This window comes from Parasphingopyxis algicola (genome assembly GCF_013378075.1).
Classification (GTDB): Bacteria; Pseudomonadota; Alphaproteobacteria; order Sphingomonadales; family Sphingomonadaceae; genus Parasphingopyxis; species Parasphingopyxis algicola.
Genome location: NZ_CP051131.1, coordinates 1,349,562 through 1,375,150, shown reverse-complemented (window position 1 = coordinate 1,375,150; position 25,589 = coordinate 1,349,562). Strand labels below are relative to the sequence as shown.

Sequence of the window (25,589 nt, the reverse complement as noted above, 5' to 3'; positions counted from 1 at the left end):
GCGAGGAAAGACCGATGACAGACGGTAATTTGGTAGGAACGATCGATGTGGCGGAACTCATGTTCTACGCCTTTGTGCTCTTCTTCATCGCATTGGTCTTTTATCTGCGGCGCGAGGATCGGCGCGAGGGCTATCCGCTCGAGGACGAACTGTCCGGGCGGGTCGAAACGGTCGGCGGCCCGTTGCATACCGCGTCGACCAAGACCTTCCACCTGCCGCATGGCAAGGGAACGGTGGATGCGCCCCTTCCGCGGACCGAGGGCCGAGAACCGGTCGATATTGCCGCGAAGCGGATCTTCCGGGCCGGAGGCGCGCCTTACGCGCCGACCGGCAATCCGCTGGCGGACGGAATCGGTCCGGCGGCCTGGGCCGAACGGTCCCGCTGGCCGGATCTCGACGCCGAAGGCCGTCCCCGCATCGTACCGATGGGCACCGAATCGGGCATTACGGTCGCGAAGGAAGATGCCGATCCGCGCGGTATGATCGTCAAAGGTGCGGACGGCGAGGTCGCCGGCGCGGTGAGCGATCTCTGGGTCGATCGCGCCGAGCATGTCATCCGCTATCTCGAAATCGCCACGACCGCCGGGCCGAAGGTTCTGGCGCCGATGCCGATGAGCATCGTCAAGGGCAAGAAAGGCGAAGTGCATATCGATGCGCTCAACGCCGACCAGTTCGCAGCAGCGCCGCAGCTTGGGACGCCCGGCGAGATCACCCGTTACGAAGAAGAGCGTGTCGCGGCCTATTTCGGCGGCGGCTATCTCTACGCCACGCCTGAACGGCAGGAGCCGATCGTATGAGCGAATATGACCATGAACCGATAAGGGGCCTGCCGGGCTATCTGCCGGAAGGCGAGGAGATCATCTGGCAGGGCGCGCCCGACTGGCTCGTGTTCGCGCGCACGGCCTTCCGCACCCGGCTCGTCGGCGTCTATTTTGTTTTCCTCGCCGCCCTGGGGATTGCGAGCGGCAGCGTCGGCGGCGCGGTCGCGACCGCGGTTGCCGGGCTGTTCGCGATCGGCCTGCTCATGCTGCTGGCCTGGCTCGTCGCCCGGACGACGGTTTACACGATCACCAACCGGCGCGTCGTCCTGCGCATTGGCGTGGCACTCAACAAGTGCATCAACCTGCCGCTGCAGCTGATCGAGTCCGCCGACCTCAGCCAGCGCGGCGGCGGCCATGGCGATATCGCGCTGACCCTGAAGGGCCCGCACCGGCTCGGCTATGCGATGCTCTGGCCGCATGCCCGGCCCTGGAAGTTCGCCGACGCCCGGCCGATGCTCCGCGCGCTGCCCGATGTCGAAGCCGTTGCCGCCAAATTGGCCCGCGCGTCTGCAGCCGTCGTCGAGATCGAACGACCGGCAGAGGAGCGGAGCGATGCAGCCGTTCCCGCGGGCGTGCAGGAGATCGCCGCATGAGCCTGGCGCATGACGATCCCACGGTCCCCAAGGGCGCGCTCGTCATGGCGGCGGTGCTGATCGCGCTGGCGCTGGCGCTGACCGCGGCGACCCGGCTGGGTTTCATTCCGCAGGCGGCGTCTCCGGTGGCCGAACGAACGGCGGCGGATGTCGCGCTCGTCTCGGAACGTAGCTTGCGCTTTCTCGACCGGGCGGACGGATCGGTGCGGATCGAGGATGCCGTGACCGGGGAACGGATCGCCACTTATGGAGACGAAGGCGGCGGATTCATTCGCGGCGTCATGCGCGGACTGGCACGCGAGCGCCGGATGAACGGGTTCGGTCAGCAACCGCCCTTCGCTCTGTCTCTGTGGCAGGACGGTTCCTTGTCGCTGACCGACAGCGCGACCGGCCGGGTGATCGAACTCGGTGCCTTCGGTCCTGACAACCGGCGGACCTTTATGCAACTGTTCGAAAGTGGAGGCGCCTGATGGGTCTGCTGCACAGCCATTCCTTCGACACCGGCTGCCGGATCGAAGTCGAGCAGAGCGAGGAGTATTTCCACGCCCATGTCGAGCTGGACGGCGATGTGCCGATCGGGCCGGGCGACAGGGTGCGCGTTCATGGCGATCCGATCAGCATTCCGTTTGGCGGCAGCGCCGTGTTCGAGCGCACGGCAACGGTCGAACGCGCCAGGCCGCTGGCCCGCGCCTGGATCAGGTTCGCCAGCTATTTCGATCTTGCCGAACTTTATGAAGTCAGTTTTACCCCGAGGAGGTTGCGATGAACGCGCACGCGAAAGTGGAACCCATTGCCGATGTGATGGAGATCGCGAAGCAGGAGACGGTGCTCAGCCCCCGCTTCTACACGACCGATTTCGACGCGCTCGACAGGATCGACGTTTCGCTGGTCCGCGAGGAATGGGACGAGTTGATCGCCGAAATGGTCAGCGATCCCAACAAGCGGCATTTCAAGCGCACGGAGGAATTCGACGGGATCATCGAGAGCCTGGAGCCGGAACTGCGCGCCGAATTCATCGATTTTCTCGTCAGCTCGCTGACCTCGGAATTTTCCGGCTGCATTCTCTACGCCGAGATCGCCAAGCGGACGAAGAATCCGGACGTCAAACAGCTGTTCAAGCTGCTCGCGCGCGATGAAAGCCGCCATGCGGGTTTCATCAACGATACGCTGAAGGACGCCGGGATCGGCGTCGATCTGAGCTTCCTGACCAAGGCCAAGAAATACACCTTCTTCAAACCGAAATTCATCTTCTACGCCGTCTATCTGTCGGAGAAGATCGGGTACGCGCGCTACATCACGATCTACCGTCAGCTGGCCAAGCATCCCGAGCTCCGCTTCCATCCGATTTTCAACTGGTTCGAGGAATGGTGCAATGACGAGTTCCGGCATGGCGAAGCCTTCGCGATGCTGCTGCGCGCCGATCCGAAGCTGCTGAAAGGCGCGAACAAGCTCTGGATCCGTTTCTTCCTGCTGTCCGTCTATGCGACCATGTATGTCCGCGATCATGGCCGGCCAGTCTTCCACAAGGCGCTCGGCGTCGATCCGACCGACTATGACTATGCGGTCTTCGAAAAATGCACGCAGATCAGCCGTCAGGTCTTCCCGGTCGAACTCAATACCGACGATCCGCGCTTTCGTCGCGGCATGGACCGGCTGCTGCGCGCCGCGCGCGGGATGCAGGCGGCCAAGGAGCAGGGCGGTGTCATCGGATCGGTCAAGCGGCTCGGCCATATGATGGCCGCCGGCGCCGCCCTCGCGCGGGTCTATTGTCTCCCCGCCAAGCGGAATGCGCTGCCGTCCACGATCAGGCTCCAGCCGGCATGGTGAGCCTTTACGGCCATATCCTGCCGCTGCTCGCGACCCTGGTGATCTGGTTCGTGAGCACGGGGCTCGTCGCCTGGCTCGACAACCGGCCGCGCGAGACCTTTGCGCGCAGCCTGACCCTGGCGGCGCTCGGCGGCATGGTCGGGCTCGGCGCGATCGTCGTGAGCGCCCGGTTTGCGACCATCGCTGCGGCCTATGTCGCGCTGCTCGGGGCCTTGCTGGTCTGGGCATGGCACGAGATGAGTTTCCTGATGGGCGCCGTGGCCGGTCCGCGGCGCGGTCCGTGTCCGGAGGACGCGACGGGCTGGCGGCGCTTCGTCCATGCGGCCAATGTCCTGATCTATCACGAGATCGCGCTGGTCGTGACGGCGCTCATTCTTGTTGGCCTCAGCTGGGGCGCGCCCAACCAGACCGGAGCGATCGCCTTCGCCCTGCTGCTCGTGATGCGGCTCAGCACCAAGCTCAACATTTTTGCCGGCGTGCCGAATATGAGCGTCGATCTTCTGCCGCCGCATCTTGGCTATCTGAAAAGCTATTTCGGGCCGCGCCGTTTCCGGCCCTGGCTCGCGCTGGCGCTCGCGGCGACCAGCGCGCTTGCCATCTGGCTGGGCCTGCGCGCATTCGCCGCGCCGGCGGACAGTTTCGCGGCGGTCAGTATGAGCCTCGTTTTCGGGCTCGCGATACTCGGAACATTGGAACATCTGTTTTTGGCGCTGCCGTTTCGCGACGGCGCGCTGTGGGGCTGGGCGCTGCCCGGTCGTGGCAAGAGAGTGAAGATCTAAGGGGAGCGTCTGCAATGGACTATGAACAATATTTCAAGGATGAGCTCGACGGGGTTCGCGACGAAGGCCGTTACCGTATCTTCACCGAGATCGAACGCCATGCCGGCGCCTTCCCGCATGCCACCCGCTATGTCGACGACGAGACGACCGATGTGACCGTCTGGTGCTCGAACGACTATCTCGGCATGGGCCAGCATCCCGTGGTGATTGACGCGATGCATGCGACGCTCGATCAGTGCGGCGCCGGGGCAGGGGGCACGCGCAATATCTCCGGCACCAACCATCATCATGTGCTGCTCGAAAAGGAGCTGGCCGATCTGCATCACAAGGAATCCGCGCTGCTGTTCACCTCGGGCTATGTCTCGAACTGGGCGGCACTCGGCACGCTGGCGTCGCGGCTCCCCGGCTGCGCCGTGCTGTCCGATGCCGGCAACCATGCCTCGATGATCGAAGGCATCCGTCACAGCAAGGCCGAAAAACACATCTGGGAGCATAATTCGCCGGAGGATCTCGATCGCAAGCTGGCCGCTATCGACCCCGCCCGGCCCAAGCTCGTCGCGTTCGAGAGCGTCTATTCGATGGACGGCGATATCGCGCCGATCGCCGAGATTCTCGATGTTTGCGAAGCCCATGGCGCGATGAGCTATATCGACGAGGTCCATGCGGTGGGGCTCTACGGTCCGCGCGGCGGCGGCATCGCCGAACGCGAAGGGCTGATGGACCGGATCACGGTGATCGAGGGGACGCTCGGCAAGGCGTTCGGCGTGATGGGCGGCTATATCGCGGCCTCGGCGGCGCTCTGCGATTTCGTCCGCAGCTTCGCGTCGGGCTTCATTTTCACGACCGCGCTGCCGCCGGCATTGGCGGCGGGCGCCTGTGCGAGCATCAAGCATCTGAAAGACAGCCCTTTCGAACGCCAGCGTCATCAGGAGCGGGTCGCCAAGGTTCGGCACAAGCTCAACTGCCTCGGGATTCCGCATCTCGACAATCCGAGCCATATCATCCCGGTAATGGTCGGCGATCCGCACAAGTGCAAGCGGATCAGCGACTGGCTGATGGACAATCACGGCATCTATGTGCAGCCGATCAACTATCCGACCGTGCCCAAGGGCACCGAGCGGCTGCGGATTACGCCATCGCCGGTCCACAGCGACGCCGATATCGACAAGCTGATCGAAGCGCTGACGGAAATCTGGTCGGAATGCGAACTGGCGCGCCGGGCGGTGGCCGCCTGACGCAAGAAAGGCCCGCCATCGGCATCTACCGGTGGCGGGCCTGTTTACTTGCGGCGTTAGCTATTCGCTGTGCGTTTGCAGGAAGGCGATAAGGTCCGCCCGGTCCTGCGCTTCGGACAGGCCGGCAAAGGCCATCCGCGTACCCGGAATCACCCGATGCGGATTTTCGAGATATTGGAACAGTTTTTCAGGCGTCCAGGTGATGCCGCTGTTCGCATTGGCATCGGTATAGTTGAAGCCTTCGACCTGACCGGCTTCCCGGCCGACGATATTGTGCAACGACGGGCCGGTGCGGTTCACGCCCGGATCGACCACATGGCAGGTCCGGCATTGGGCGAACACCGCCTCGCCGGCCGTCGTGTCCCCGGTGAAATCGGCAAACACCGTACCGTCGAGCGTATCCGTCGAATCGGGCGTAGGCGCATCGGGCGCTTCGGCTTCTTCAGCCGCTGCATCGGCCTCTTCGCTGTCGGCCGACGGCGGCGGTCCCTCGCTGCCTCCGGAACAGGCTGCTGTGGCGACAAGGCCCATTGCTGCTACCGCGCCGAGTAAATTGTGCATTTTCCTCATATCGCTTCCTTTTTCCGAAGACACTCAAACAGGGGTTTAGGAACATTTTCTGTCAAGCTCAACGCTTCTCGGCGCGCTTGGTTTCACGCGTGCCTCGATTGGCACGCGAATTGTTGTTGTCCCTCGTCTTCAATATCCGCACGCGCTGGTGGCGGACGAAGAGGTAAATGGCGAGCATGACGGGAAAGACGAGCAGCGCGACGGCGAAATCGGCGCCGAAGCCATCGCCGAAAGCGTCCGCACCCTTCATCAGATAGGCGACCAGTCCGACCGCATAATAGGTCGCCGCGATTACCGAGAGGCCCTCGATCAAGTGCTGGAGCCGCAACTGAATGCCGAGACTGCTCTCCATCGAAGACAGCAGATCGCGGTTCTGGGCCTTGATCCGCGTATCGATCCGCGTGTTGAGCAGCGCGATCACACCATCGGCGCGTTCGGACAGACCATTGAGCCGCGCCTCGAACGATTCGCATGTCCGCACCGCCGGAAGCAGCCGCCGTTCGGTGAAATCGGTCAGGCTTTGAAAGCCCTTGATGGGCTGTATACCGAGCTTTTCCAGCCGATCTGCGGCGATATCGGCATAGGCGCGCGTCGCGCCCAGCCGGAAGCCTGTCTCGACCCGGATCACAGCCATTTCGGACGAGAGGCGGGTTAACCGGTCGAGCAAAGCTTCGTCATCACTATCCACTTCGTCGTCGAGAGTTTGCGCATATTCGGCGAGCTGGCGCTCGAGCCGGTCCAGCCGCGGCCCATATTCCCGCACGAGCGGGAAGCCAAGCAGCGCCATGTTTCGATAATTGCCGAGTTCCTGCAGCCTTTGGACGATCCGTCCGAGGTCGCGCGGCGGTGCCGTTCCCGCGGCTATAAGCGTCCGGCCATAGCCTTCGTGAAGTTCGAAATCGGACCAGAGCCGGACGCTCTCGTTGATGTGGCAGGACACGAGATCGTCCCGCGAGAACGCCATATCGTCCAGTTTGCGTTCGGCATCCGTTTCGCTCGGTTCGACAAATATCCGTGTCGCGCGCACGACCCCACCGGGCCAGTTCTCCATCCAGTCGACGAGCCTCTGCTGGCCGGTCCGCGCTTGCGGCTCGATGATTGCCGTGATTGTCGACGCCTCGGTGTGCTGTTCCCAGATGAACAGGGATCCGGAATTGGTGGATGAGCTGACGTGGCGCGATTCGGCATCGATCGCGAAATCCATCCCGTCGGGCGCGGAGCGCAGCATGCGATCCTCCTGCGCCCGCTGCTCCTCGCTGATCACCCAGACCATCTGAACGATTTCGCAGGGTGCCGGAACAGCCGCGAACCGGCGCATATGCATTTCACGGACGAGTCCGCGCCGCAGAGGATGTTCGGTAAATACCATGTACAGCGAGAATAGCGGTCGTCCCCCGATCGTCAAACCGGTTCGGGGCTTTCCTCGTCCGAACCCGCTATATGAAGAGACGATATGGCAGTGGAACGAACCGCCAAATGACGTCCGAATATCCTGTATCGGCTTGACTGTCCCGGTCTTCCCACGTCAGTGAGTAGGTTGTTTCCTGCAACGGTTCGGTTTCAAAGCGAGGAGAGCTGCCCGATGAATCTGGAATTCAGCCCCGAAGAGCTGGCGTTTCGCGACGAAGTGCGCGCCTTCATCGAAGAGAATTATCCCGACCATCTCCGCAATATCGGATTGCGCGAGGACCTCGGTCGCGAGGACATGCTCGCCTGGCACAAGATTCTCGGCGAGAAGGGGTGGTCGGTTCCCGCCTGGCCGGTCGAATATGGCGGCGCGGGCTGGACGCCGACGCAGCGCTATATCTGGTCGGAGGAGAATGCGCGGGTCAACGCGATCATGCCACTGCCGTTCGGCGTGTCGATGGTCGCCCCGGTCATTTACAGCTTCGGCAGCGACGCGCTGAAGGAACAGCATCTGCCCGGCATCCGCAGCGGCGACGTGTGGTGGTGCCAGGGCTATTCGGAGCCCGGCGCCGGTTCGGACCTGGCGTCGCTCAAGACGACCGCCGTGCGCGACGGCGATCATTACGTGATCAACGGCCAGAAGACGTGGACGACCCTGGCGCAATATGCCGATTGGGGCTTTTTTCTGTGCCGGACCGATCCCGATGCCGCGCGCCCGCAAGAAGGCATCAGCTTCATCCTTGTCGACATGAAGACGCCGGGCATCGAGGTCCGGCCGATCAAGCTGATTGACGGCGGCTACGAGGTCAACGAGACTTGGCTGACTGACGTCCGAGTGCCGGTCGACAATCTTGTCGGCGAAGAGAATAAGGGTTGGACCTACGCCAAATTCCTGCTCGCGCACGAGCGATCCGGGATCGCTGGCGTCGCGCGGTCGAAGCGGGGCGTGGAACAGTTGCGCGAGATCGCGAAGACCGAGACGCTGGACGGCGAACCGCTGATCAGCGATTTCGATTTCGCCCGCAAGGTCAGCCAGCTCGAAATCGATCTGGCCGCGCTCGAGATTACCGAGCTCAGGACCTTGGCCGGCGAACAGGCCGGACGCGGGCCGGGTCCGGAAAGCTCGATCCTCAAGATCAAGGGCACCGAAATCCAGCAACGGCTGACCGAGCTCACGCTCGAGGCCGTCGGCCATTACGGCACGCCCTATTACCGCGCCGTCGCGGATGCCGGTTCGAACGAATATCCGATCGGACCGGACTATGCGCAGCACTCGGCGGCGACCTATTTCAACATGCGGAAAACCTCGATCTATGGCGGGTCGAACGAGATTCAGCGCAACATCATCACGAAAATGATTCTCGGCCTTTAGGCCGGAGCCCCGGGAGAGCATTTGTGGATTTCAACTTCACCGAAGAACAGGGAATGGTACGCGACAGCCTCGCCCGGCTGGTGCGCGAGCAATATGATTTCGATACGCGCCGCTCGGTTGTGGAAAGCGAAAGCGGCTGGCGCCCGGAAATCTGGGCGCAGCTTGCCGAGCTCGGGCTGCTCGGCATGCCTTTCTCCGAGGCGGACGGCGGGTTTGGCGGCAGCGCGGTCGATTCGCTGATCGTGATGGAGGAGTTCGGAAAAGGCCTGGTCGTCGAGCCGTTCGTGTCAACCGTCGTCTGTGCCGGCGGTTTTCTCAAACATGCGGGCAGCGACGCGCAGAAGGCAGACCATCTCGCCGGCATTATCGACGGCAGCCGGGTTTTCGCCTTCGCCTATGCCGAACCGCGCGGCCGCTACGATCTCGCCGATCTCGAAACGACGGCCAAGCGCAATGGGGATGGCTATCTCCTCAGCGGGCACAAGGCGGTCGTGATCGGTGCGCCCTGGGCATCGCACCTGATAGTGACGGCCCGGACGAGCGGCGACCGGCGCGACCGGGAGGGTATTTCCGTCTTCAACGTGCCCAAGGATGCCGATGGCGTGACGACGCGCGACTATCCGACCGTCGACGGCCGGCGGGCATCGGAAGTCTATTTCGAGAATGTCGCGGTGCCGGCCGATTCCTTGATCGGAGAGGAGGGCACAGCCCTGCCTTTGATTGAACGCGTCGTTGACGAAGCGATCGCGGCGCAATGCGCCGAAGCCTGCGGCGCGATGAAGGTCGCGCATGACATGACGGTCGAATATTCGCGCCAGCGCAAGCAGTTCGGCGCCGCAATCGGCAGCTTCCAGGTGCTGCAGCATCGCATGGTCGACATGTTCATGGAGTATGAGCAATCGGTCTCCATGACGTATCTCGCGACGCTCAGGCTCGACGATGAGGAGCAGGAGCGCAAACGCGCCGTCGCGAGCGCCAAGGTACGGGTCGGCCAGGCGGCCCATCATATCGGGCAGGAGGCGGTCCAGATCCATGGCGGCATGGGGATGACCGACGAGCTCGCAATCGGCCATTATTTCAAGCGGCTGACCATCTTCGATTCCGAATTCGGAAATGTCGACCACCACATGAAACGGCATGTTTCGCTGTCAGCGGCAGCCTGAGCTGTCAGCGGCAGCCTGAGCTGTCAGCCAAGGCCTGCTTTTCGCCGACCGACCGCGGCCATGCGTATGTGCATGGCCGTTTGCACGCGTTGCCGATAATCCGTTTTCCGGCCGGGCGGACCGGCGGGTCTTCAACGGTGCGAGCCTTACCTTTACATCTTGCCGGACGGGTCCGCCGTTTCTGGTTGGCGTGACGCTGCAGAACCAGATGTCGTTTAACCAAGCAGCATTTGAAGAACCGAAGAAGAGCGACCGAGGATGCGGCGCAGGCGGATTCTTCCCGGTTACCGGCGCGCGATTTCCGACCCCACCAGCGGCTCCACGCGCGCGACGATCGCATCGATACCGTTCGCATTGGGATGGATGCCGTCGGGCAGCATCAGGCCGGGCTGCTGGATGACCCCGTCAAGGAAGAAGGGGTAGAGCGGGACATCGAACTGTTCGGCAAGATCGGGGTAGATCGGATTGAATTCGCTCCCATAATCCTGGCCCAGATTGGGCGCCGCCACCATGCCGGTCAGCATCGCGCCGATGTCCCGACTGTCGAGATCTTCGAGGATCGCGGCGAGATTGGCGCGGGTCTGGTCCGGGCTAATCCCGCGCAGCATGTCGTTGCCGCCGAGACCGACGATGACGAGGTCCGGCTTGGCATCGAGACCGTCGAGCGTGAAGGCCAGGCGCTGCCGGCCCGCCGCCGTCGTGTCGCCTGACACGCCGGCATTCACGACGCGCACCGACAGGCCGCTGTCGCGGAGCGCGTTCTCCAGCTCCGGTGCAAAGCCTTCGTCCTGGTTGAGGCCATATCCGGCGTAGAGGCTGTCGCCGAACGCGACGATCAGATGGTCGTAGTCGGCCTGGCTCGCCGTCGCCGTGTCCGCTTCATCTTCGACATTTCGATCAACGGCCGAGTCCGTACTGCCACCGTCATTCGCGCACCCGGCAAGCGGTTGGACAACAAGCAGCAATGCGGCATAGAGGGAGAGTCTCACGGTCAAGGATTGTCCTTTCCACATGTCAGAAACCGACAGCGATACCGCTATCGCAATCCGTGCCAGCGATGTCACCCTGTCGCTCGGCACCCAGGCCGCGCCGGTCGATATCCTGCGCGGTATCGATCTCGAAATCGGGTCGGGCGAAAGCCTGGCCATTCTCGGGCCGTCGGGCTCGGGCAAATCCTCTTTGATGGCTATCCTGTCCGGCCTCGAACGGGCCAGCGGTGGGACGGTGGAGGTTGCCGGTGTCGATTTCACTGCGCTGGACGAAGACGGACTTGCACGCGCCCGGCGCGGCCGGATCGGCATTGTGCTGCAATCCTTCCACCTGCTGCCGACGATGACGGCGCTCGAAAATGTCGCGGTGCCGCTCGAACTGGCCGGAATCGACGATCCCTTCGACGTCGCGACGGCGGAACTGACGGCGGTCGGGATCGGGCATCGGCTCGGCCATTATCCGACCCAGCTTTCCGGCGGCGAGCAGCAGCGCGTCGCGATCGCCCGCGCGCTCGCACCCGGCCCGAGCATCGTCTTCGCCGACGAGCCGACGGGCAATCTCGATGCGGCGACCGGGGGCTCGATCATCGACGTGCTGTTCGAACGCAAGGCGGCAGCGGACTCTACCCTGGTGATCATTACCCATGACGTCAGCCTGGCGCAGCGCTGCGACCGGATCGTCGAGATGAAGGACGGCCGGATCGTTTCGGACAGCCGGCCATGAAACCGCTCGGCTGGGTAGCAAGCGCGAAGATCGCCTGGCGGGACCTGAGCGGCGGCTTTCGGGGCCTTCGATTGCTCTTCATCTGCCTGTTTCTCGGCGTCGCGACGCTCGCGGCGATCGGCAGCCTGACGGCGTCGATCACCGGGGAGCTTTCGGCCCGAGGTCAGACGATGCTCGGTGGCGATGTCGAGATCGCGATGACCCAGCGGGAGGCGGAAAGCGACGAACTGGCGGCGATGCGCGAGGCGGGAGAGCTGAGCGAGACCATCCGGATGCGCGCGATGGCGCAGCTGACCGATACCGATCCGTCGGCGGACGGACCGCAGGCCGTGTTGAGCGAACTCAAGGGCGTCGACAATGCCTATCCGCTCTATGGCGAGTTCGTGCTCGAGGGCGGCCTTCTGGACGAACCGCTAGCGGCTAGCGAGATCGTGATCGGCCAATCGCTTTCCGACCGTCTGCAGATCGAACCGGGGGAATCGCTGCGCTACGGGACCGCAACCTTCACGATCCGCGACGTGATCGCCGACGAGCCGGACCGTGTCGGCGAGGGGTTCACGCTTGGCCCGGTCGCCATCACGTCCATCGAGGGCCTCAGACGTACCGGCCTGATCCAGCCGGGCAGCCTCTATGAAAGCAAATACCGTATCCGGCTAGCGCCCGGTGCCGATCCGGCAGCGGCGGTCGATGATCTCCAGGACCGCTTCCCGTCGGCCGGATGGGAATTCAAGGATCGCGACCGCGCGTCGCCCGGTGCGTTCCGCTTTTTCGAACGGATGGGGCAGTTCCTGTCGCTGATCGGGCTGACCGCGCTAATCATCGCCGGGATCGGCGTCGGCAACGGCGTGGCATCCTATCTCGGGCGCAAGCGCGCGGGCATCGCGACGCTCAAGATCCTCGGAGCGACCTCGGCCGATATCGCGCGCATCTATGCGGTGCAGATCGGAATCGTTTCGCTGTTTGCCATCATATGCGGGCTGGCCGTGGGCGCGCTCGCGACACCGCTGATCGTCACGGCGCTTGGCGACCTGTTGCCAGTCGCGCCTGGCATATCCTTGCATCCCGCGCCGCTGGCCATCGCCGCGGCCTATGGACTGCTCATCGCGACCATGTTCGTGCTGCCGCCTCTCGCGCGGGCGCGGACGGAGCCCGCCGCGGCGCTTTTCCGCAGCCTTGTCGAACGCCATGCGGCGGTGGACGCAAAGACGCTCCTCCGCGTTGCGCTCGCGGCGGGGGCGATTGTCGCGATCGCCTTGCTGAGCGCGCGTGAAACGATGTTTTCCGCCGTGGTGCTCGGCGCGACGGGCGGCGCTCTGCTCTTTCTTTATGCGCTCGGCTGGGGTGTGCGCTTCCTGGCCAAGCGATTGCCGCGCCCGCGCAGTCCGATATTGCGCCTGGCCGTGACCAATCTGCACCGGCCCGGTTCGCAGGCGCCGGCCATCGTCATCGCGCTCGGCCTGGCGCTGACGCTGTTCGTCACCCTGGCAGCGATCCAGACCAGCCTGACATCCGAAATCCGCAACACCGTGCCCGAACGCGCGCCGGACCTGTTCGTACTCGACATACCGGTCGCCGAGGAAGGCCAGTTCCGCCGCATTGTCGGCGATCAGGACGGCGATACCCAGATCAATCTGGTGCCGACACTGCGGGGGACGATCGTCGAATATGGCGGGCAACGGGTTGCCGATCTCGATGGACTGCCCGATGGCGCCTGGTTCCTCCGCGGCGAACGCGGCGTGACCTATAGCGATGTCCTTCCCGAGGGGAGCGAGCTGACCGACGGCGAATGGTGGCCGGCCGATTATGACGGCCCGCCGCTGGTCTCGCTCGACGAGGAGGCCGCACGGGTGATGGATGTGGGGCTCGGCGATACGATGGTCGTCAGCGTTCTGGGCCGCGAGATCGAGACCGAGATCGCCTCGCTGCGCGAGGTGAACTGGGATACGATGGGCTTCAACTATATCATGGTCATGTCGCCGAGCACGCTGCGCGACGCTCCGCATACGCTGGCCTCGACCATATCGCTCGACGGCGGGGACGAAGCGGTCCTGTCGCGCGACATCCTTTCCGCCTTTCCCTCGGTGTCGATCATCGAAGTCCGCGAGGTCATCGGACAGGTCACGGCGCTTCTGGGGCAGATGGCGGCGGCGATCATCGCGGCGGCTACCGTGTCGATCATCGCGGGTATCGCCGTCCTGATCGGCGCCATCGCGGCATCGAACCAGGCGCGCAGCTATGACAGCGTTATCATGCGCACGCTCGGCGCGACGCGCGGCCAGATTTTGCTGACACAGGCCATCGAATATGCGCTGCTCGCAGCCGTGCTCGCCTTCGTCGCCTTGGCGCTGGGCCTGCTCGCGGGATGGAGCGTCATCGTGCAGATTTTCGAGTTCACCTGGACGCCCGACTGGTTCGTGGTTCTGGGCACGTTGGCGGCAGGCACGTTGCTGACATTGGGGATCGGCTTGATCAGCGCACTGCCGCTCATGTCCGTGCGCCCCGCACGCGCCTTGCGGCAGTTATAGCCTCTCGTTTCCGGTCGGTCGGTCGCGCCTCGGCTGTCAGTCCCGCGCCGGAAGATCGGCGAGGATTTGCGCGATGGATGCGGTCATCTTCCGCGCAGCGGGCAGATCGAGCGCTTCATTGGCGACGTGAAAGTTGGCGTCCGGCCCCATGATGCCGCTCACGAGCATCGGCGTGTCGGCAAACTCCTGCGCGATGATTTCGATCTCCGGATAGGCGCCGCCGATAAACCATCCGACGGCGGGGTTGCCGAAAAATTCGGTGGACGCCGCGCGGGCACTCGCGGTCAGCCATTCGGGCAGCGGATCGGGATACCAACCCGGCAGCATGTTGGTCGGCGAGAAATCGACCGTCGCATTATAGGGCGGGCTCCCGACGAGCGCCTGTTCGAGGTCCGTGGCCGCCGCCGCGCAATCGACTCCGGGCGGGGTTCTCACCCCGATTTTGAGCGTTACGGCCGACGGCAGAACACCGCCTGTCAGGCCGGGCGCGGACAGTCCCTCAATTCCGGCCACCGCGAGAGAGGCGTTCCAAACGGGCAGCACGGCTGCATTCTCCGGGCTGTCCGTGATCCCCGGCACGTCCCGCGTGACTCCCGCCGCCGCGAGGAAATAGCGGCCGGCTATGGCGTCGGTTTCGCGGCCTTCCGTCGTGACATGTTCGGTACGGTTCCTGGGCTTGAGGCTTTCGAGCGTTATCAGTCCGCTCGGCAGATCGGCGATACGGCCGAGCAAGTCGAACGCGATCCCCAGCGCCGATGGCGCCATGCCCACAGCGCCCGAATGCGCCGGCTTGTCCAGCATCTCCACTGTGAGATGGCCTTCGATCACGCCGCGATACCCTGTCGAATACCAAAGCCTTTCATAGTCGGCGCAAATCGCATCCAGCGATATGATGAGATCGGGTTTGTCGCATAGCGAGCGCAGGTCCGGGAAATACCGGGCCAGGTGAATGCCGTGGCTTTCATAGCTCATCTCCACGGCGATCAGGCATCGTGGACGCGGCACTCCCAACTCCGCGAGCGCCATGGCCGCGGAGACGTAACAATAGGGCGCGAAGCCGCCATCGACCGTGCCTCTGCCATAGAGTTTCCGGTCGCGCAGGACGGGTGTGTAGGCGGAGAACCCCTCGTTCCAGCCATCGCCGGCGGGATATTTGTCGAGGTGCCCGAAACACAGGATCGTTCCGTCAACCGTTCCGGGGATGTCGACGATCAGCATGGGCGCGTTCTGGACGCGAACCAGCTTGCTGATTTGCGTGCCCTTGGGAGCGTGGTCGCTGGCCCAGTCCGAAAAATGCTGCAGGGCGTTATGCGCCTCGGCGACCGAATCTGCCTCGGTATCGAACGCCGGCGACAGATTTTCGATTTTGACGAATTCGCTGAGCGAGGGCAGCGCCTGTTCGTCGAAAATCCGGCAAACGGAGGTGTAGAGGTCGGGAACAGGGTCGGTCATGTCCATTTCCACGTTCGTCATTTTCGTCGCATCGTCGGCAAGGCGTTGCGGGATCTTTCCGCCGAAACGGCTCCTGTCATTGTGTTTTCGAGCCGCCGGAATCCTTATGGCCTGCCATATAAAATAGCCAGCGATCGGCGTTCAGATCGGATTCTCTGCGACCGTTTCAAGCGATTCTACACCAATTCCCGACGGCGGTCCGGGCATCACCAGGTCGGCGAGGATCCGGGCGATCGATGCCGTCATGCTCCGCGCTGCGGGAAGGTCCAGCGATTCATCGGCGACATGGAAATTGGCGTCCGGGCCCATCACGCCCGTCATCAGGATGGGTGCGTCTTCGAACTCCTGCGCGATTATCTCGATCTCCGGATAGGCGCCGCCGATCGCCCAGCCGGTTGCCTCTTTGCCGAAAAACTCGGCCGATGCTGTATTGACGCTTCTCTTCAGCCATGCCGGGAGCTCGCCCGGGTGCCAACCCGGCAACATGTTGGACGGCGAAAAATCGACGGCGGCGTTATATGGCGGCCGTTCGACCAGCGCCTCTTCCAGCTCCGATATCGCCGCCGGGCAGTCGCAGTCCGGCGGCGTGCGCACCGCGATCTTGAGGATCACCTCGGCCGGCAGGACCCCGCCGGTAAGATCGGATGATGACAGTCCCTGAATACCGGCGATGTTCAGCGAGGCATTCCATACCGGGAGCATGGCGGCGGCCTCCGGATCGTCGGTGATTCCCGGGACGTGTCGCCCGATCTCGGCGCGATCGAGAAAGAACCGCCCGGCGACGGCATCGGTTTCCGCTCCGCCGGTCGTCATGTGCAGGGGTCGTCTGGCTGCCAAGCTGTCGAGCTTCATATGGCCGCTCGATAAATCGCACACCCTGCCTAGCAGTTCAAAGGCGATGCCGAGAGCTGACGGCGCGAGGCCGGAATTGCTGGAATGGGCGATTTTCTCGAGCATCTTCACCGAAAGATGGCCCTCGATCAGCCCGCGATATCCGGTGGTGTACCAGAGTCGCTCATAATCGCCGCAACCGGCATCGAGCGATATGATGAGATCCGGTTTTTCGCACAATGCGCGCAGGTCAACGAAGTATCGCGCCAGATGGATCCCGTGGCTCTTGGAGCTCGTTTCCACCGCGATCAGGCAGCGCGGATAGGGGATATCCAGTTCGGCGAGCGCCCCGATCGCCGACAGATAGGAATAGGGTGCAAAACCGCCATCGGATGTTGCCCGGCCATACAGTTTCTGATCCCGTATCACGGGTTTGTATGAACCCAGGCCTTCGTCCCAGTCCGGCGCCGCCGGGAATTTGTCGAGATGTCCGAAAAGCAGGACATCGCCGTCCGCCGTGCCCGGGATGTCGATGACGAGCATCGGCGCGTTCTCGACGCGGGACAGTTTGCTGATCTTGGTGCCGGGCGGTGTATGGGTGCGGGCCCATTGCCGGAGATGGCGCACGGCCACATGCGTTTCCGAAACCGTTTCGCCCCGCGGGTCGAACGCCGGAGAGATGTTTTCGATTTTCACATAGTCGCTAAGCGATGGAAGTGCTTCTTCGTCAAAATAGCGATAGGCAGAGCCCCGTAGGGCGGGAATAGGCTTGGTCATGTCTATTTCCACGTTTTATTTTCGTTACTGCGTTTCCGCAGCGCGGCGATATGCCTCCGCCAGTGTGCCCGCGGTATTCCGGTTATCGGGCCATCCCCAAGCTTATGTGTTGTACGGACAAATAGCCAGCCAAGAAGGAAAATTCCGTTATTGCCTCGTCATGGTTCATGCGGACAACGGCATGGGTTCGTCGAGATTATACGTCGCTGCCCACAATGTTCTGGCCGATGAATCGACCGCCCGGTCGCTCGATTGAGTGTCGATTTCCTCGCTATGCAGCAGGGATGGAAAGGCAATCCGGGCCTCCAGCGAAGCCAGCATCTGTCGGCAGCATTCATCGTCGACTGCGATGGAGAGCCCCTGCCGATTGCCAGCCTCGGATACCGCTGATTTCACGTTCCTGATGAGCGGAACAGCAATCTTCTTGCGATATTGGATACTCAGCCACGGTTCCATCGGTTCGTCCCTGATCCGCAGATAGAGGATCTGCCGATAGCTCCGGTCCCGCAGGATACCGGCCGTGAAATCGACATGTTTCCTGACCGTTTCCAGAACGGTTTTGCCAGGCTCCGGCCGGTCGGCGACCCTTTTCGCCAAACGGTCGAACAGCCGCGTCACAGAGGTCCGGTACACATCCTCCTGTCCGTCGAACGAGTAATAAATCTGCCAGAACGACAGGCCGGTTTCCGCCGCGATATCCTCCACGGTTACATTTGCCCACGGCCTTGCGAGGAAGAGGGGAAGCGCCCTGTCGGCAATCTCCTGCCGCCGCTTTCGCCAGTCAATCACCGAACCATTTGAAGGTCTTGCTCGTGCAGCCATGCAACCTCTCCGTTAAGGTGCGTTTCGAACTATATAGTATGTCACGAACTACAAAATCCACCCGGATTCTCGGCGAACTTGGAAAGTTTTCCAATAATCAATAAAAATCAATGCAGTACATACAGGAGTATGTGTGGTTCCTTTGCCACAGCGACATATTAAAGTTCGACTCGAACTATATTTCGGTTGAGTGGTGCAAATGTCGATTGCATAAGCCTGCTTCCTGAGGCGCCCATCGCGTTTGGTCGGCGCTGAGCAACAACCGAGGGGCAATGACACAGGCACAAACGGCCACATCCGACAGACCGTTTGAGTCGCCTGCTGCGGCCCTCCACTGGGGAAGGTTTATTTTCAATGACTTATAAGGAAGACACGATGGCAAATTCGGCGCGTAAGCAGGCTCTTCGCAGTTTGTTTATGGGAAGCGCGGCATTCGGCGTGGTGACAACGCCCGCCCTTGCGCAGAGCAGCGACGAGCTGGCGGCCGCCGGCGCCAACAGTCAGCCGGCTATCGTCGTCACCGGTTCGCGCATTACGAACCCTAACCTCGAACAGTCGAGCCCGATCCAGGTCGTCGGCCAGGACGAGATCGATTATCGCCAGGCGACCAACGCCGAAGACCTGCTCTCCGAACTGCCGGGTGTTATTCCGGGCACGAGCAGCACGACGAACAATGGCGCGACGGGTATCGCCACGCTGAATCTGCGTGGCTTGGGTACGGTACGAAATCTAGTCCTGCTCGATGGCACGCGCCTCGTGCCCTCTACTCCGTTCAGCCAAACCGACCTTAACATCATACCCGTTGCGCTTGTTGAGCGTGTCGAGATTGTGACCGGCGGCGCGGCTTCGGTTTACGGAGCCGACGCTATTGCGGGTGTCGCGAACTTTGTGACGCGCCGCGACTTCGAGGGCCTGGAAGCGGCAGCGACTTTCGGCATCACAGAGCGTGGCGATGGCGAACGCATTCGTGGCGACCTCACTCTCGGTGCCAACTTCGATGACGGTCGCGGTAACGCGGTTTTGAGCATCGGCTATCAGGAGGTTGACAGCATCCTGCAGGCCAACCGCTTGATCTCGCAGGGCGCACTTGGTGCCACAACGGGCCTTATCGGCGGTTCCGGCACGACGGTTCCGACGAGAATCGATGGGTTGCAGCTCGATCCGAACACCGAGACACTGGTTCCGACGTTCAATTCGTTCAACTATGCACCGTTCAACTTCTTCCAGACCCCACTGACGCGTTACAATGCCTATGCCTCGGCTCGCTACGAGGTAACGCCTGGTATCGAAGTATATTCGCGTGCGATGTTCACGAAGAGCAACGTCCGTGCTGAGCTGGCGCCGGCAGGTCTCTTTGGAATCAGTCTCGCGATTCCGTTGAACAACCCGTTCCTCAATGACACGCTCGCCCAGCAAATTTGCGCCAACGCGACCGTACCAGTCGATCCGGCAACCTGCACGGCAGCGCGTACCGCAACCGACTCCAGCGATCCGAATTTCGTCGCGGTGCCGGTAACGGTCAATCGCCGTCTGGTCGAACAGGGGCCGCGCCGTTCCTCGCGCACTTCGAACCAGTTCCAACTCTGGGCGGGCGTTCGTGGTGATATCAGCGATACGATCAGCTATGATGTCGGGGCGAGCTATGGTGAGGTCGATCTGGCGACGGCGCTGCGCGGCAACGGTCTGCGCTCGCGCGTCGAACAGGCCCTGCTGGCGACCAGCCCGACGACCTGCGAAGACCCGTCTAATGGTTGCTTCCCGTTGAACCTGTTCGGCGGCGGGGTCGGTACCAATATCGACCCGCGCTACGTCGCATTCTCGGACGTTGCGACGCTATTGGGAGATTCGGTAACTCTGGCCACGGCAACCGGGTCGCTCAACGGTACCTTCGGCGAAACCGGCTTCTTTACAGAAACGCCGATCGGTTTTGCTGTGGGCGTCGAATATAGAGAATACAACGCGACCCGCACCGCCGACGTGCCGAACTCGACCCAAGGTGAAATTCTCGGCAATGGCGCACCGGCTCCTTCGTTCGCCGGCACCTATGACGTGATCGAAGGCTTTGCCGAGCTGATCGTTCCGATCCTCGAAGATGTGCCTGGCTTCTACAGTCTCCAGGTCGAAGGCGGTATCCGTGTGTCGGATTACTCCAACACCGGCACCAGCGTCACCTGGAAAGCGGGCGGCAGTTGGGAGCCGTTCGAAGGGTTCCGTTTCCGCGGCATCTTCCAGCGTTCGGTACGCTCGCCCAATATCGGCGAGCTTTTCCTCCCGCAGTCGATCGGTCTGACCGGGCTGACTACTGATCCATGCCAACTTGGCAATCCGGTCGGCAATGCGACCTTGACGGCGATCTGCATTGCTCAGGGCGCGCCTTCCAATACGATCGGGCGTATCCCGGCTCCGAACGCCGCGCAGGCCAATGCCACCAGTGGCGGTAACCCGAACCTCGATGTCGAGACGGCTGACTCCTTCACGATCGGTCTCGTCGCCACCCCACCGCAAGTTCCGGGCCTGATTGTCTCGATCGACTATTACAACATCAAGGTGAGCGATGCGATCACGACCCCGAATCCGGGCGACATTCTCGTACCCTGTTTCGGTCCGAACAATGACGGCAATGGAACCGATCCGTCCGCTTGCAACCAGATTTTCCGCAATCCGTTGAATGGCGGACTGAGCGGCGGTCCGGATACGCCCGGCTTGTTCCTCGGTCTTACCAACCAGGGCACGCTCGAGACGAGCGGCGTGGATTTCAGAATTACCTATACCCATCCGGTAAGCTTCGGTTCGCTGAATTTCGACCTCAATGGCAACTGGACCGACGAGCAGCTGTTCCAGGCGAGTCCGACGGCTATCAATCGCGAATGTACCGGCTTTTTCAGCGGCAACTGCCTGCCGATCCAACCGGAATGGACGATCAATTTGCGGACCACGGTCAGCATCGACGATCTTGTCGATATCTCGCTGCTCTACCGCTGGATCGACAACGTGATCTTCGAACCGATCGATCCGACGCCGGGCATTCTGGAGCGATTCCGCGCGATCGACGATGCGAGCTATTTCGATCTGTCGATCCGTTCCAATGTGAGCGAGAATTTCGACGTCACTCTGTCGATATTCAACCTTCTGGATCGCGATCCGCCGAACATTTCGCAGGATATCGGCCCGTCTTCGATCAACTCGGGCAATACCTATCCGGGTACCTATGACCCGCAGGGGCGTCGCTACTCGGTGACCGGGCGCCTGCGCTTCTGACAAGTTAGAACGTTTGGTCACGTTCTAGTCGGTGGCGGGGGTGATTTTGGAAGTCTCACCCCCGCCATTTTTTTTGCCCTGTACGCGCAGCAAATAGCCAGAGGATCCGATCCGCACGATGACGATCGAACCGATCTCAGCGCCAAAATTACACCAGAATGAGGGGCTTGTGCTCGTCGCCATATGGCAGCACCAACCGGTCCCCGTGCGCGACATCGCGGCGGCGGTCGATCGTACGGCGGCCGGGTTCGCAACGGCGTTCGCGCCGGCACTTCAGGACGTCGTAGACAGTCTTCTGCGGCACCGGCTCGTCGAGGAGAAGGGGACCCTCGGCACGCAATCCCAGCTGGCCTGTACCCGGCGTGGAGTTCGCGCAATCCATGACTGGGCGCGGAACATGGGCGAGGCCGACCTGCTCTCGGCCGATTCGGTCCGTATGAAGATACTGGCTTTCGACTTGCTCTGTTTCGAGGAGCGTATCGGCTGGATCGCGCACGCGGAGGCGGCAGCATACGCCAGACTCGAGGATATTCGCCTCCGGCAAGGCGGCAGAGTTCCCAAACCCCAAGCCTATTCCGCCGATCTGGCCCGCCGCATACTCGAAGCCAGGATCGAATGGCTGCGCAGCGTCAAATTCGATCTCGTTGCCGATCGGACGCGGAGACGCAGGGGGATCGAACGCTAGTCCGGCTCGTTAGCGGTGCCGGATCGGGTATGGGCGAACAGGAGCCGGTCGAGCCAGTCCATCCGCATCCTGAGCGAACTGATCGCATTGTCGTGGACGAACCGCTGGAAGGGGACGTCGACCTGGTTGTTGAAGGCTTCGACCTGTTCGAGTTTTTCCGCGATCTTCGCCTTGGCTTCGACGATCCAGGCGAAGCGCTCCTCTTCGGTCAGCAGGTCGAACGCCATCATCCGCGTCCGCAGCGGATCGTCGAGCAGGAGATGGGAGTCCAGGATTTGCTGCGACCATATGCGCAGCGCTTCCAGCCCCTTCTCGGTGCAGCTCCAGATTTCGGTGCCGCGGCCGTCGCCCTCGACGAAGCTCCCCTCGATCAGGCCCGCCTTGTTGAACCGGCGGATCATCGGATAGATCTGGCCCTTGCTCTTGTTGAAGGCGGCGACCGGATTCTTCCCGTAAATCTGCGCGATTTGATAGCCGGTGACCGGCTGGTTGCGGCGCACCACATCTAACAGAGCGCCCTCATGCTCGCTAAGAGTTTGAGTCTCTTGGGATTTGCTCATGAATTTGGGATGCTTGCTCTATTGATGTCCGCTCGCGACCCGATTTGGAACTTTTTGGCCGCTTTGTCACGTCTCCGGAGGACGGGCGGGATCGTTATGCCGATTCGTGGTCGGGCAATCTATTCGAGATCGCGGACGATCCGGAAACCGATATGGCTGGCGGAGAAATCGCTTTCCTGCGGTTGCCGCGAAGCGGGGCGATAGCGGCGGCAGTAATTTTCCGCACACAGATGCGAGCCGCCCTTGATGGTATGGCGCCCCGGTCCGAAAGGCGTGTCGGTCCACTCCCAGACATTGCCGATCATGTCGTACAGCCCCGCCTCGCTCTCGGGAAAGCAACCCACGGCGGCTGTCGTCAGAAAACCGTCGGTACCGAGATTCTGGTAGGGGAACATGCCCTGCCAGACATTGGCGATCGGCTGCCCCTCATCGTCCAGGGCGCCGGAAAACGGGTCGGCGGGATCCCGCAGCCCCTGTGCGGCCGCATATTCCCACTCGACTTCGCTCGGCAGGCGCCCGCCGGCCCATGCCGCATAGGCGCGGGCATCGGCATGGCTGACATGGACGACGGGGTGGTTGCCGCGCCCTTCGATCGTCGATCCCGCGCCTCCGGGTGTGCGCCAGGTCGCATCGTCGGCCAGCCGCCAGCCATTGCCGTCGAACAGCGCGGACCCGGCGGGCTCCGCATCGGTCACATAGCCGGTTGCTTCGACAAAGGCGGCAAACTGGTCGTTGGTGACTTCATGGGCCTGGATGGCAAACCCGTCGACCGCGAGCCGCGTCGGTATGCCTTCTTCAGGATAGAGTGCGTCGCGGCCTTTTTCGAAGGATCCGGCGGCGACCTCCAAGAAAGCTCCCTGTTGGCCGTCGGTCAGGCCGCAGGCGGCATCGGCCACATTCTCGGACGGGTCGTCCGCGCAAGCGGCGAGCACCGTGAAGATGGCCGCTATGGCGGCGAATCGCGCTGTCATGACCGATTCCATCCTTCTCCATCGATCCAGCTCCCACCATGCCGTTTTCGGCGGGTGGCACAAGCGCAGGCGGTCTTTCGGGGACTTTTCCGCGATGCGGTTACAGCTCCAACTCCGTCGTCAGGAGTGCGTCATCGTCGGACGATCCGCCGACGCCGATCCGATATCGGCCGCTCTCGTGTCGCCAGCACTGCCGGTCTTCGTCCCAGTAGCGCAATTGCGCCTTGTCCACGGCCAGCGCGATCGTCCGCGTCTCGCCCGGTTCCAAGGCCACCCGGTCAAACGCCATGAGCTGCTTCGCCGGCCGGTCGACGACCGCGCCCGGGGTTCCGACATAGAGCTGTACGATCTCCTCTGCGGTGCATGCGCCGCTATTGGCGACGCTGACCTGCGCCATGATCGCATCGTCCGTTTCGCGCAACCGCAAGCCGCGATAGCCGAAATCCGCATAACTCAAGCCGTGGCCGAACGGGTAGCGGGGTGCGATCCCGTCGCGTTCGAACTTGGTGTAGCCGTGCCACAGATCGTAGGTGATCGTCGTCGCGGTGCGGTCGAAAAACGGATAGTCGGCCACGTCGCGTGCAACGGTAAAGGGCAGCTTGCCGGATGGCGATACATCGCCGAACAGCAAGCGAGCCAGCGCGTGGCCGCCTTCCATGCCTGCATAGAAAGTCTGCAGGATCGCGGCTGCGCCGCCCTGCCATCGCTCGACCATCACCGCCGATCCCGCGACGATCACGACGATCACCGGCTTCCCGCTCTCCGCCGCCGCTTCGATCAGCGCGATCTGATCGTCCGGAAGATCGAGATTGGCGCGGTCGCCGCCGCGCGGCTGATTGGGGCGATCGCGCCCGACGGCTTCGGCGGCCTGGGCGAGTTGATCGGACATGCCCGGCGGGACGAGATCGCCGGGAATGAACTCGCCCTCGTCGTCCGCCGTGTAGCCAACGACGACGACGACGGCGTCGGCGTCGCCCGCCGTCTTTCGTGCAGCGTCCAGATCGCTCTCGACGCCGGTCACGATGGTGACCTCGCCGAGATAGTCCCGCAAACCCTGAAGCGGCGTCACGACATAGGGCGCGCGCACCCGGCTCGAACCGTGATCGCCGGTATTTTCCGTCGAAGCCAGTCTGCCGAGTACGGCAAGCTTGCCGATCTTGTCCTTGGCGAGCGGCAGCAGGTCGTCATTCTTGAGCAGCACGGCGCTCTTCTCGGCAGCCTCGCGGGCGAGCATGCGATGGCCGTCGCTGGCGACAAGTGTCTCCGGATAATCCTCAAGCGGATCCTCGGCGGCGGCGAACCGATAGAGCGTCGTCAGGATGCGCCGGCAGGCGCGGTCGATCACTTCGGGCTCGACATGACCGGCCGCGACGGCCGCGACGAGCTTTTCGCCATATATCAGCGGCTCCGGGTTTTCGATATCGAGTCCGGCGCTCGCGCCATAGGGTTTGTAGACGCCGAGCAGCCAGTCGGAATGGACGAAGCCCTCGAACCGCCAATCGCCGCGCAATATGTCCGTCAGCAGGATGCGGTGTTGCCCGCAATATTCGCCGTTCAGCTTGTTATAGGCGCTCATCACGCTCGCGCAGCCCGCATCGAGCACGCGCCTGAAATGCGGCAGATAGACTTCGCGCAAGGGCCGTTCGCCGATCGTCACGTCGATCTGGAACCGCGTATTCTCGATCGAATTGAGCGCGAAATGCTTGACCGTCGCGATCACATTATGGGTCTGGATACCGGTCGTGAGCGCCGCTCCCATCTCGCCGAGATGATGCGGGTCCTCGCCATAGGTTTCCTGCGCGCGGCCCCAGGCCGGATGCCGCAACAGGTTGATGCAGACGGCGCCTGAGAGATTGCAATCCTGGGCGCGGATTTCGATGCCCATCGCCTCGCCGATCCGGCGTTCGAGATCGACATCGAAGCTCGCGCCGCGCGCCATCGAACAGGGAAAGGCGGTGGATTGTCCGCGCGCCACGCCGCGCGGCCCGTCGGTGAACCAGAGACACGGTACGCCGAGCCGCTCGATCCCGCCGCCCGCGCGATAGGGCCGGGCGCCCCAGACGCCCTCATCCTCGGCAATCTGTTTCAGGAATCCCCGGCCGGACATCATCCCGACCTTCTCCTCGAGCGTCGCCTCGGCGAGTATCGCGTCCACCGTCTCGGCGATTTCGGCACCGGTCATTCCCTTGCGGGGCGCGTAGTCAGTCACAATTCTCTCTCCGAAGCTG

22 protein-coding genes are annotated in these 25,589 nt (G+C 62.7%); 13 read left to right on the top strand and 9 right to left on the bottom strand.

All coding sequences use genetic code 11. The features are described 5' to 3' along the window. The first annotated feature begins 14 nt into the window (after positions 1 to 14). The 7 genes from puhA to hemA are packed head-to-tail and all read left to right on the top strand — an operon-like array spanning position 15 to position 5,255. Positions 15 to 797 (top strand): photosynthetic reaction center subunit H, encoded by a 783-nt coding sequence (gene puhA, locus HFP57_RS06830; RefSeq protein WP_176869083.1) that lies wholly within the window; start codon positions 15 to 17, stop codon positions 795 to 797. Further along, positions 794 to 1,414, top strand: a complete 621-nt coding sequence (gene puhB, locus HFP57_RS06825; protein ID WP_176869082.1) for a photosynthetic complex putative assembly protein PuhB — start codon at positions 794 to 796, stop codon at positions 1,412 to 1,414. The genes puhA and puhB overlap by 4 nt, the downstream gene beginning before the upstream one ends. Then, a complete protein-coding gene (puhC, locus tag HFP57_RS06820; RefSeq protein ID WP_176869081.1) occupies positions 1,411 to 1,884 on the top strand; it encodes a photosynthetic complex assembly protein PuhC in 474 nt (157 codons plus the stop codon). The genes puhB and puhC overlap by 4 nt, the downstream gene beginning before the upstream one ends. Further along, positions 1,884 to 2,180 (top strand): hypothetical protein, encoded by a 297-nt coding sequence (locus HFP57_RS06815; RefSeq protein ID WP_176869080.1) that lies wholly within the window; start codon positions 1,884 to 1,886, stop codon positions 2,178 to 2,180. Before puhC ends, HFP57_RS06815 begins: the two co-directional genes overlap by 1 nt. After that, entirely contained in the window at positions 2,177 to 3,241 is a 1,065-nt protein-coding gene (acsF, locus tag HFP57_RS06810) for a magnesium-protoporphyrin IX monomethyl ester (oxidative) cyclase (protein ID WP_176869079.1), read from the top strand. Before HFP57_RS06815 ends, acsF begins: the two co-directional genes overlap by 4 nt. Next, positions 3,235 to 4,020, top strand: a complete 786-nt coding sequence (gene puhE, locus HFP57_RS06805; protein ID WP_176869078.1) for a putative photosynthetic complex assembly protein PuhE — start codon at positions 3,235 to 3,237, stop codon at positions 4,018 to 4,020. The genes acsF and puhE overlap by 7 nt, the downstream gene beginning before the upstream one ends. Before the next feature lie 14 nt (positions 4,021 to 4,034). Beyond that, entirely contained in the window at positions 4,035 to 5,255 is a 1,221-nt protein-coding gene (hemA, locus tag HFP57_RS06800; protein ID WP_176869077.1) for a 5-aminolevulinate synthase, read from the top strand. 60 nt (positions 5,256 to 5,315) lie between these two features. On the opposite strand, the gene HFP57_RS06795 is transcribed toward hemA, so the two are convergent. Together HFP57_RS06795 and HFP57_RS06790 are read right to left on the bottom strand one after the other, a co-directional pair. Continuing rightward, on the bottom strand, positions 5,316 to 5,825 hold the full coding sequence (locus HFP57_RS06795) for a c-type cytochrome (protein ID WP_176869076.1): 510 nt from the start codon (positions 5,823 to 5,825) through the stop codon (positions 5,316 to 5,318). A gap of 58 nt (positions 5,826 to 5,883) precedes the next feature. Then, entirely contained in the window at positions 5,884 to 7,194 is a 1,311-nt protein-coding gene (locus HFP57_RS06790) for a DUF3422 domain-containing protein (protein WP_281363128.1), read from the bottom strand. Between the two features lie 213 nt (positions 7,195 to 7,407). Between HFP57_RS06790 and HFP57_RS06785 the strand changes: the two genes are divergently transcribed. Both HFP57_RS06785 and HFP57_RS06780 read left to right on the top strand, forming a co-directional pair. Then, positions 7,408 to 8,604 carry an acyl-CoA dehydrogenase family protein gene (locus HFP57_RS06785; protein ID WP_176869074.1) on the top strand — a complete coding sequence of 399 codons (1,197 nt, stop codon included), beginning with the start codon at positions 7,408 to 7,410 and terminating at the stop codon, positions 8,602 to 8,604. 23 nt (positions 8,605 to 8,627) lie between these two features. Beyond that, the gene (locus tag HFP57_RS06780; protein ID WP_176869073.1) at positions 8,628 to 9,767 is read left to right on the top strand and encodes an acyl-CoA dehydrogenase family protein; all 1,140 of its coding nucleotides are present in this window, start codon (positions 8,628 to 8,630) and stop codon (positions 9,765 to 9,767) included. 284 nt (positions 9,768 to 10,051) lie between these two features. Here the strand turns inward: HFP57_RS06780 and HFP57_RS06775 are convergent, their stop codons facing one another. Further along, positions 10,052 to 10,780, bottom strand: a complete 729-nt coding sequence (locus HFP57_RS06775; protein ID WP_176869072.1) for an arylesterase — start codon at positions 10,778 to 10,780, stop codon at positions 10,052 to 10,054. On the opposite strand from HFP57_RS06775, the gene HFP57_RS06770 reads away from it, so the two are divergent. Beyond that, the gene (locus tag HFP57_RS06770; protein WP_176869071.1) at positions 10,779 to 11,480 is read left to right on the top strand and encodes an ABC transporter ATP-binding protein; all 702 of its coding nucleotides are present in this window, start codon (positions 10,779 to 10,781) and stop codon (positions 11,478 to 11,480) included. The genes HFP57_RS06775 and HFP57_RS06770 overlap by 2 nt on opposite strands. Beyond that, positions 11,477 to 14,005, top strand: coding sequence for an ABC transporter permease (locus HFP57_RS06765; protein ID WP_176869070.1), 2,529 nt, complete (start codon positions 11,477 to 11,479; stop codon positions 14,003 to 14,005). The genes HFP57_RS06770 and HFP57_RS06765 overlap by 4 nt, the downstream gene beginning before the upstream one ends. Positions 14,006 to 14,041: 36 nt before the next feature. Here HFP57_RS06765 and HFP57_RS06760 read toward each other — a convergent pair whose 3' ends face one another. The 3 genes from HFP57_RS06760 to HFP57_RS06750 all read right to left on the bottom strand — a co-directional run bounded on the left by HFP57_RS06760 (position 14,042) and on the right by HFP57_RS06750 (position 17,887). Beyond that, a complete protein-coding gene (locus HFP57_RS06760) occupies positions 14,042 to 15,478 on the bottom strand; it encodes a peptidase dimerization domain-containing protein (protein WP_176869069.1) in 1,437 nt (478 codons plus the stop codon). A gap of 120 nt (positions 15,479 to 15,598) precedes the next feature. After that, entirely contained in the window at positions 15,599 to 17,065 is a 1,467-nt protein-coding gene (locus HFP57_RS06755) for a zinc-binding metallopeptidase family protein (protein WP_176869068.1), read from the bottom strand. 165 nt (positions 17,066 to 17,230) lie between these two features. Then, complete coding sequence (locus tag HFP57_RS06750; protein ID WP_176869067.1) at positions 17,231 to 17,887, bottom strand: TetR/AcrR family transcriptional regulator; 657 nt, start codon at positions 17,885 to 17,887, stop codon at positions 17,231 to 17,233. 417 nt (positions 17,888 to 18,304) lie between these two features. Between HFP57_RS06750 and HFP57_RS06745 the strand changes: the two genes are divergently transcribed. Next, on the top strand, positions 18,305 to 21,145 hold the full coding sequence (locus HFP57_RS06745) for a TonB-dependent receptor domain-containing protein (protein ID WP_176869066.1): 2,841 nt from the start codon (positions 18,305 to 18,307) through the stop codon (positions 21,143 to 21,145). Positions 21,146 to 21,263: 118 nt separating this feature from the next. Then, positions 21,264 to 21,830, top strand: a complete 567-nt coding sequence (locus tag HFP57_RS06740; protein ID WP_176869065.1) for a hypothetical protein — start codon at positions 21,264 to 21,266, stop codon at positions 21,828 to 21,830. Here the strand turns inward: HFP57_RS06740 and HFP57_RS06735 are convergent. The 3 genes from HFP57_RS06735 to HFP57_RS06725 form a co-directional block, all read right to left on the bottom strand. Continuing rightward, positions 21,827 to 22,390, bottom strand: a complete 564-nt coding sequence (locus tag HFP57_RS06735; protein WP_176869064.1) for a PadR family transcriptional regulator — start codon at positions 22,388 to 22,390, stop codon at positions 21,827 to 21,829. The genes HFP57_RS06740 and HFP57_RS06735 overlap by 4 nt on opposite strands. Before the next feature lie 119 nt (positions 22,391 to 22,509). Further along, on the bottom strand, positions 22,510 to 23,361 hold the full coding sequence (locus HFP57_RS06730; protein WP_176869063.1) for an SUMF1/EgtB/PvdO family nonheme iron enzyme: 852 nt from the start codon (positions 23,359 to 23,361) through the stop codon (positions 22,510 to 22,512). Between the two features lie 100 nt (positions 23,362 to 23,461). Continuing rightward, complete coding sequence (locus HFP57_RS06725; protein ID WP_176869062.1) at positions 23,462 to 25,570, bottom strand: beta-glucosidase family protein; 2,109 nt, start codon at positions 25,568 to 25,570, stop codon at positions 23,462 to 23,464. Between the last annotated feature and the right edge of the window lie 19 nt (positions 25,571 to 25,589).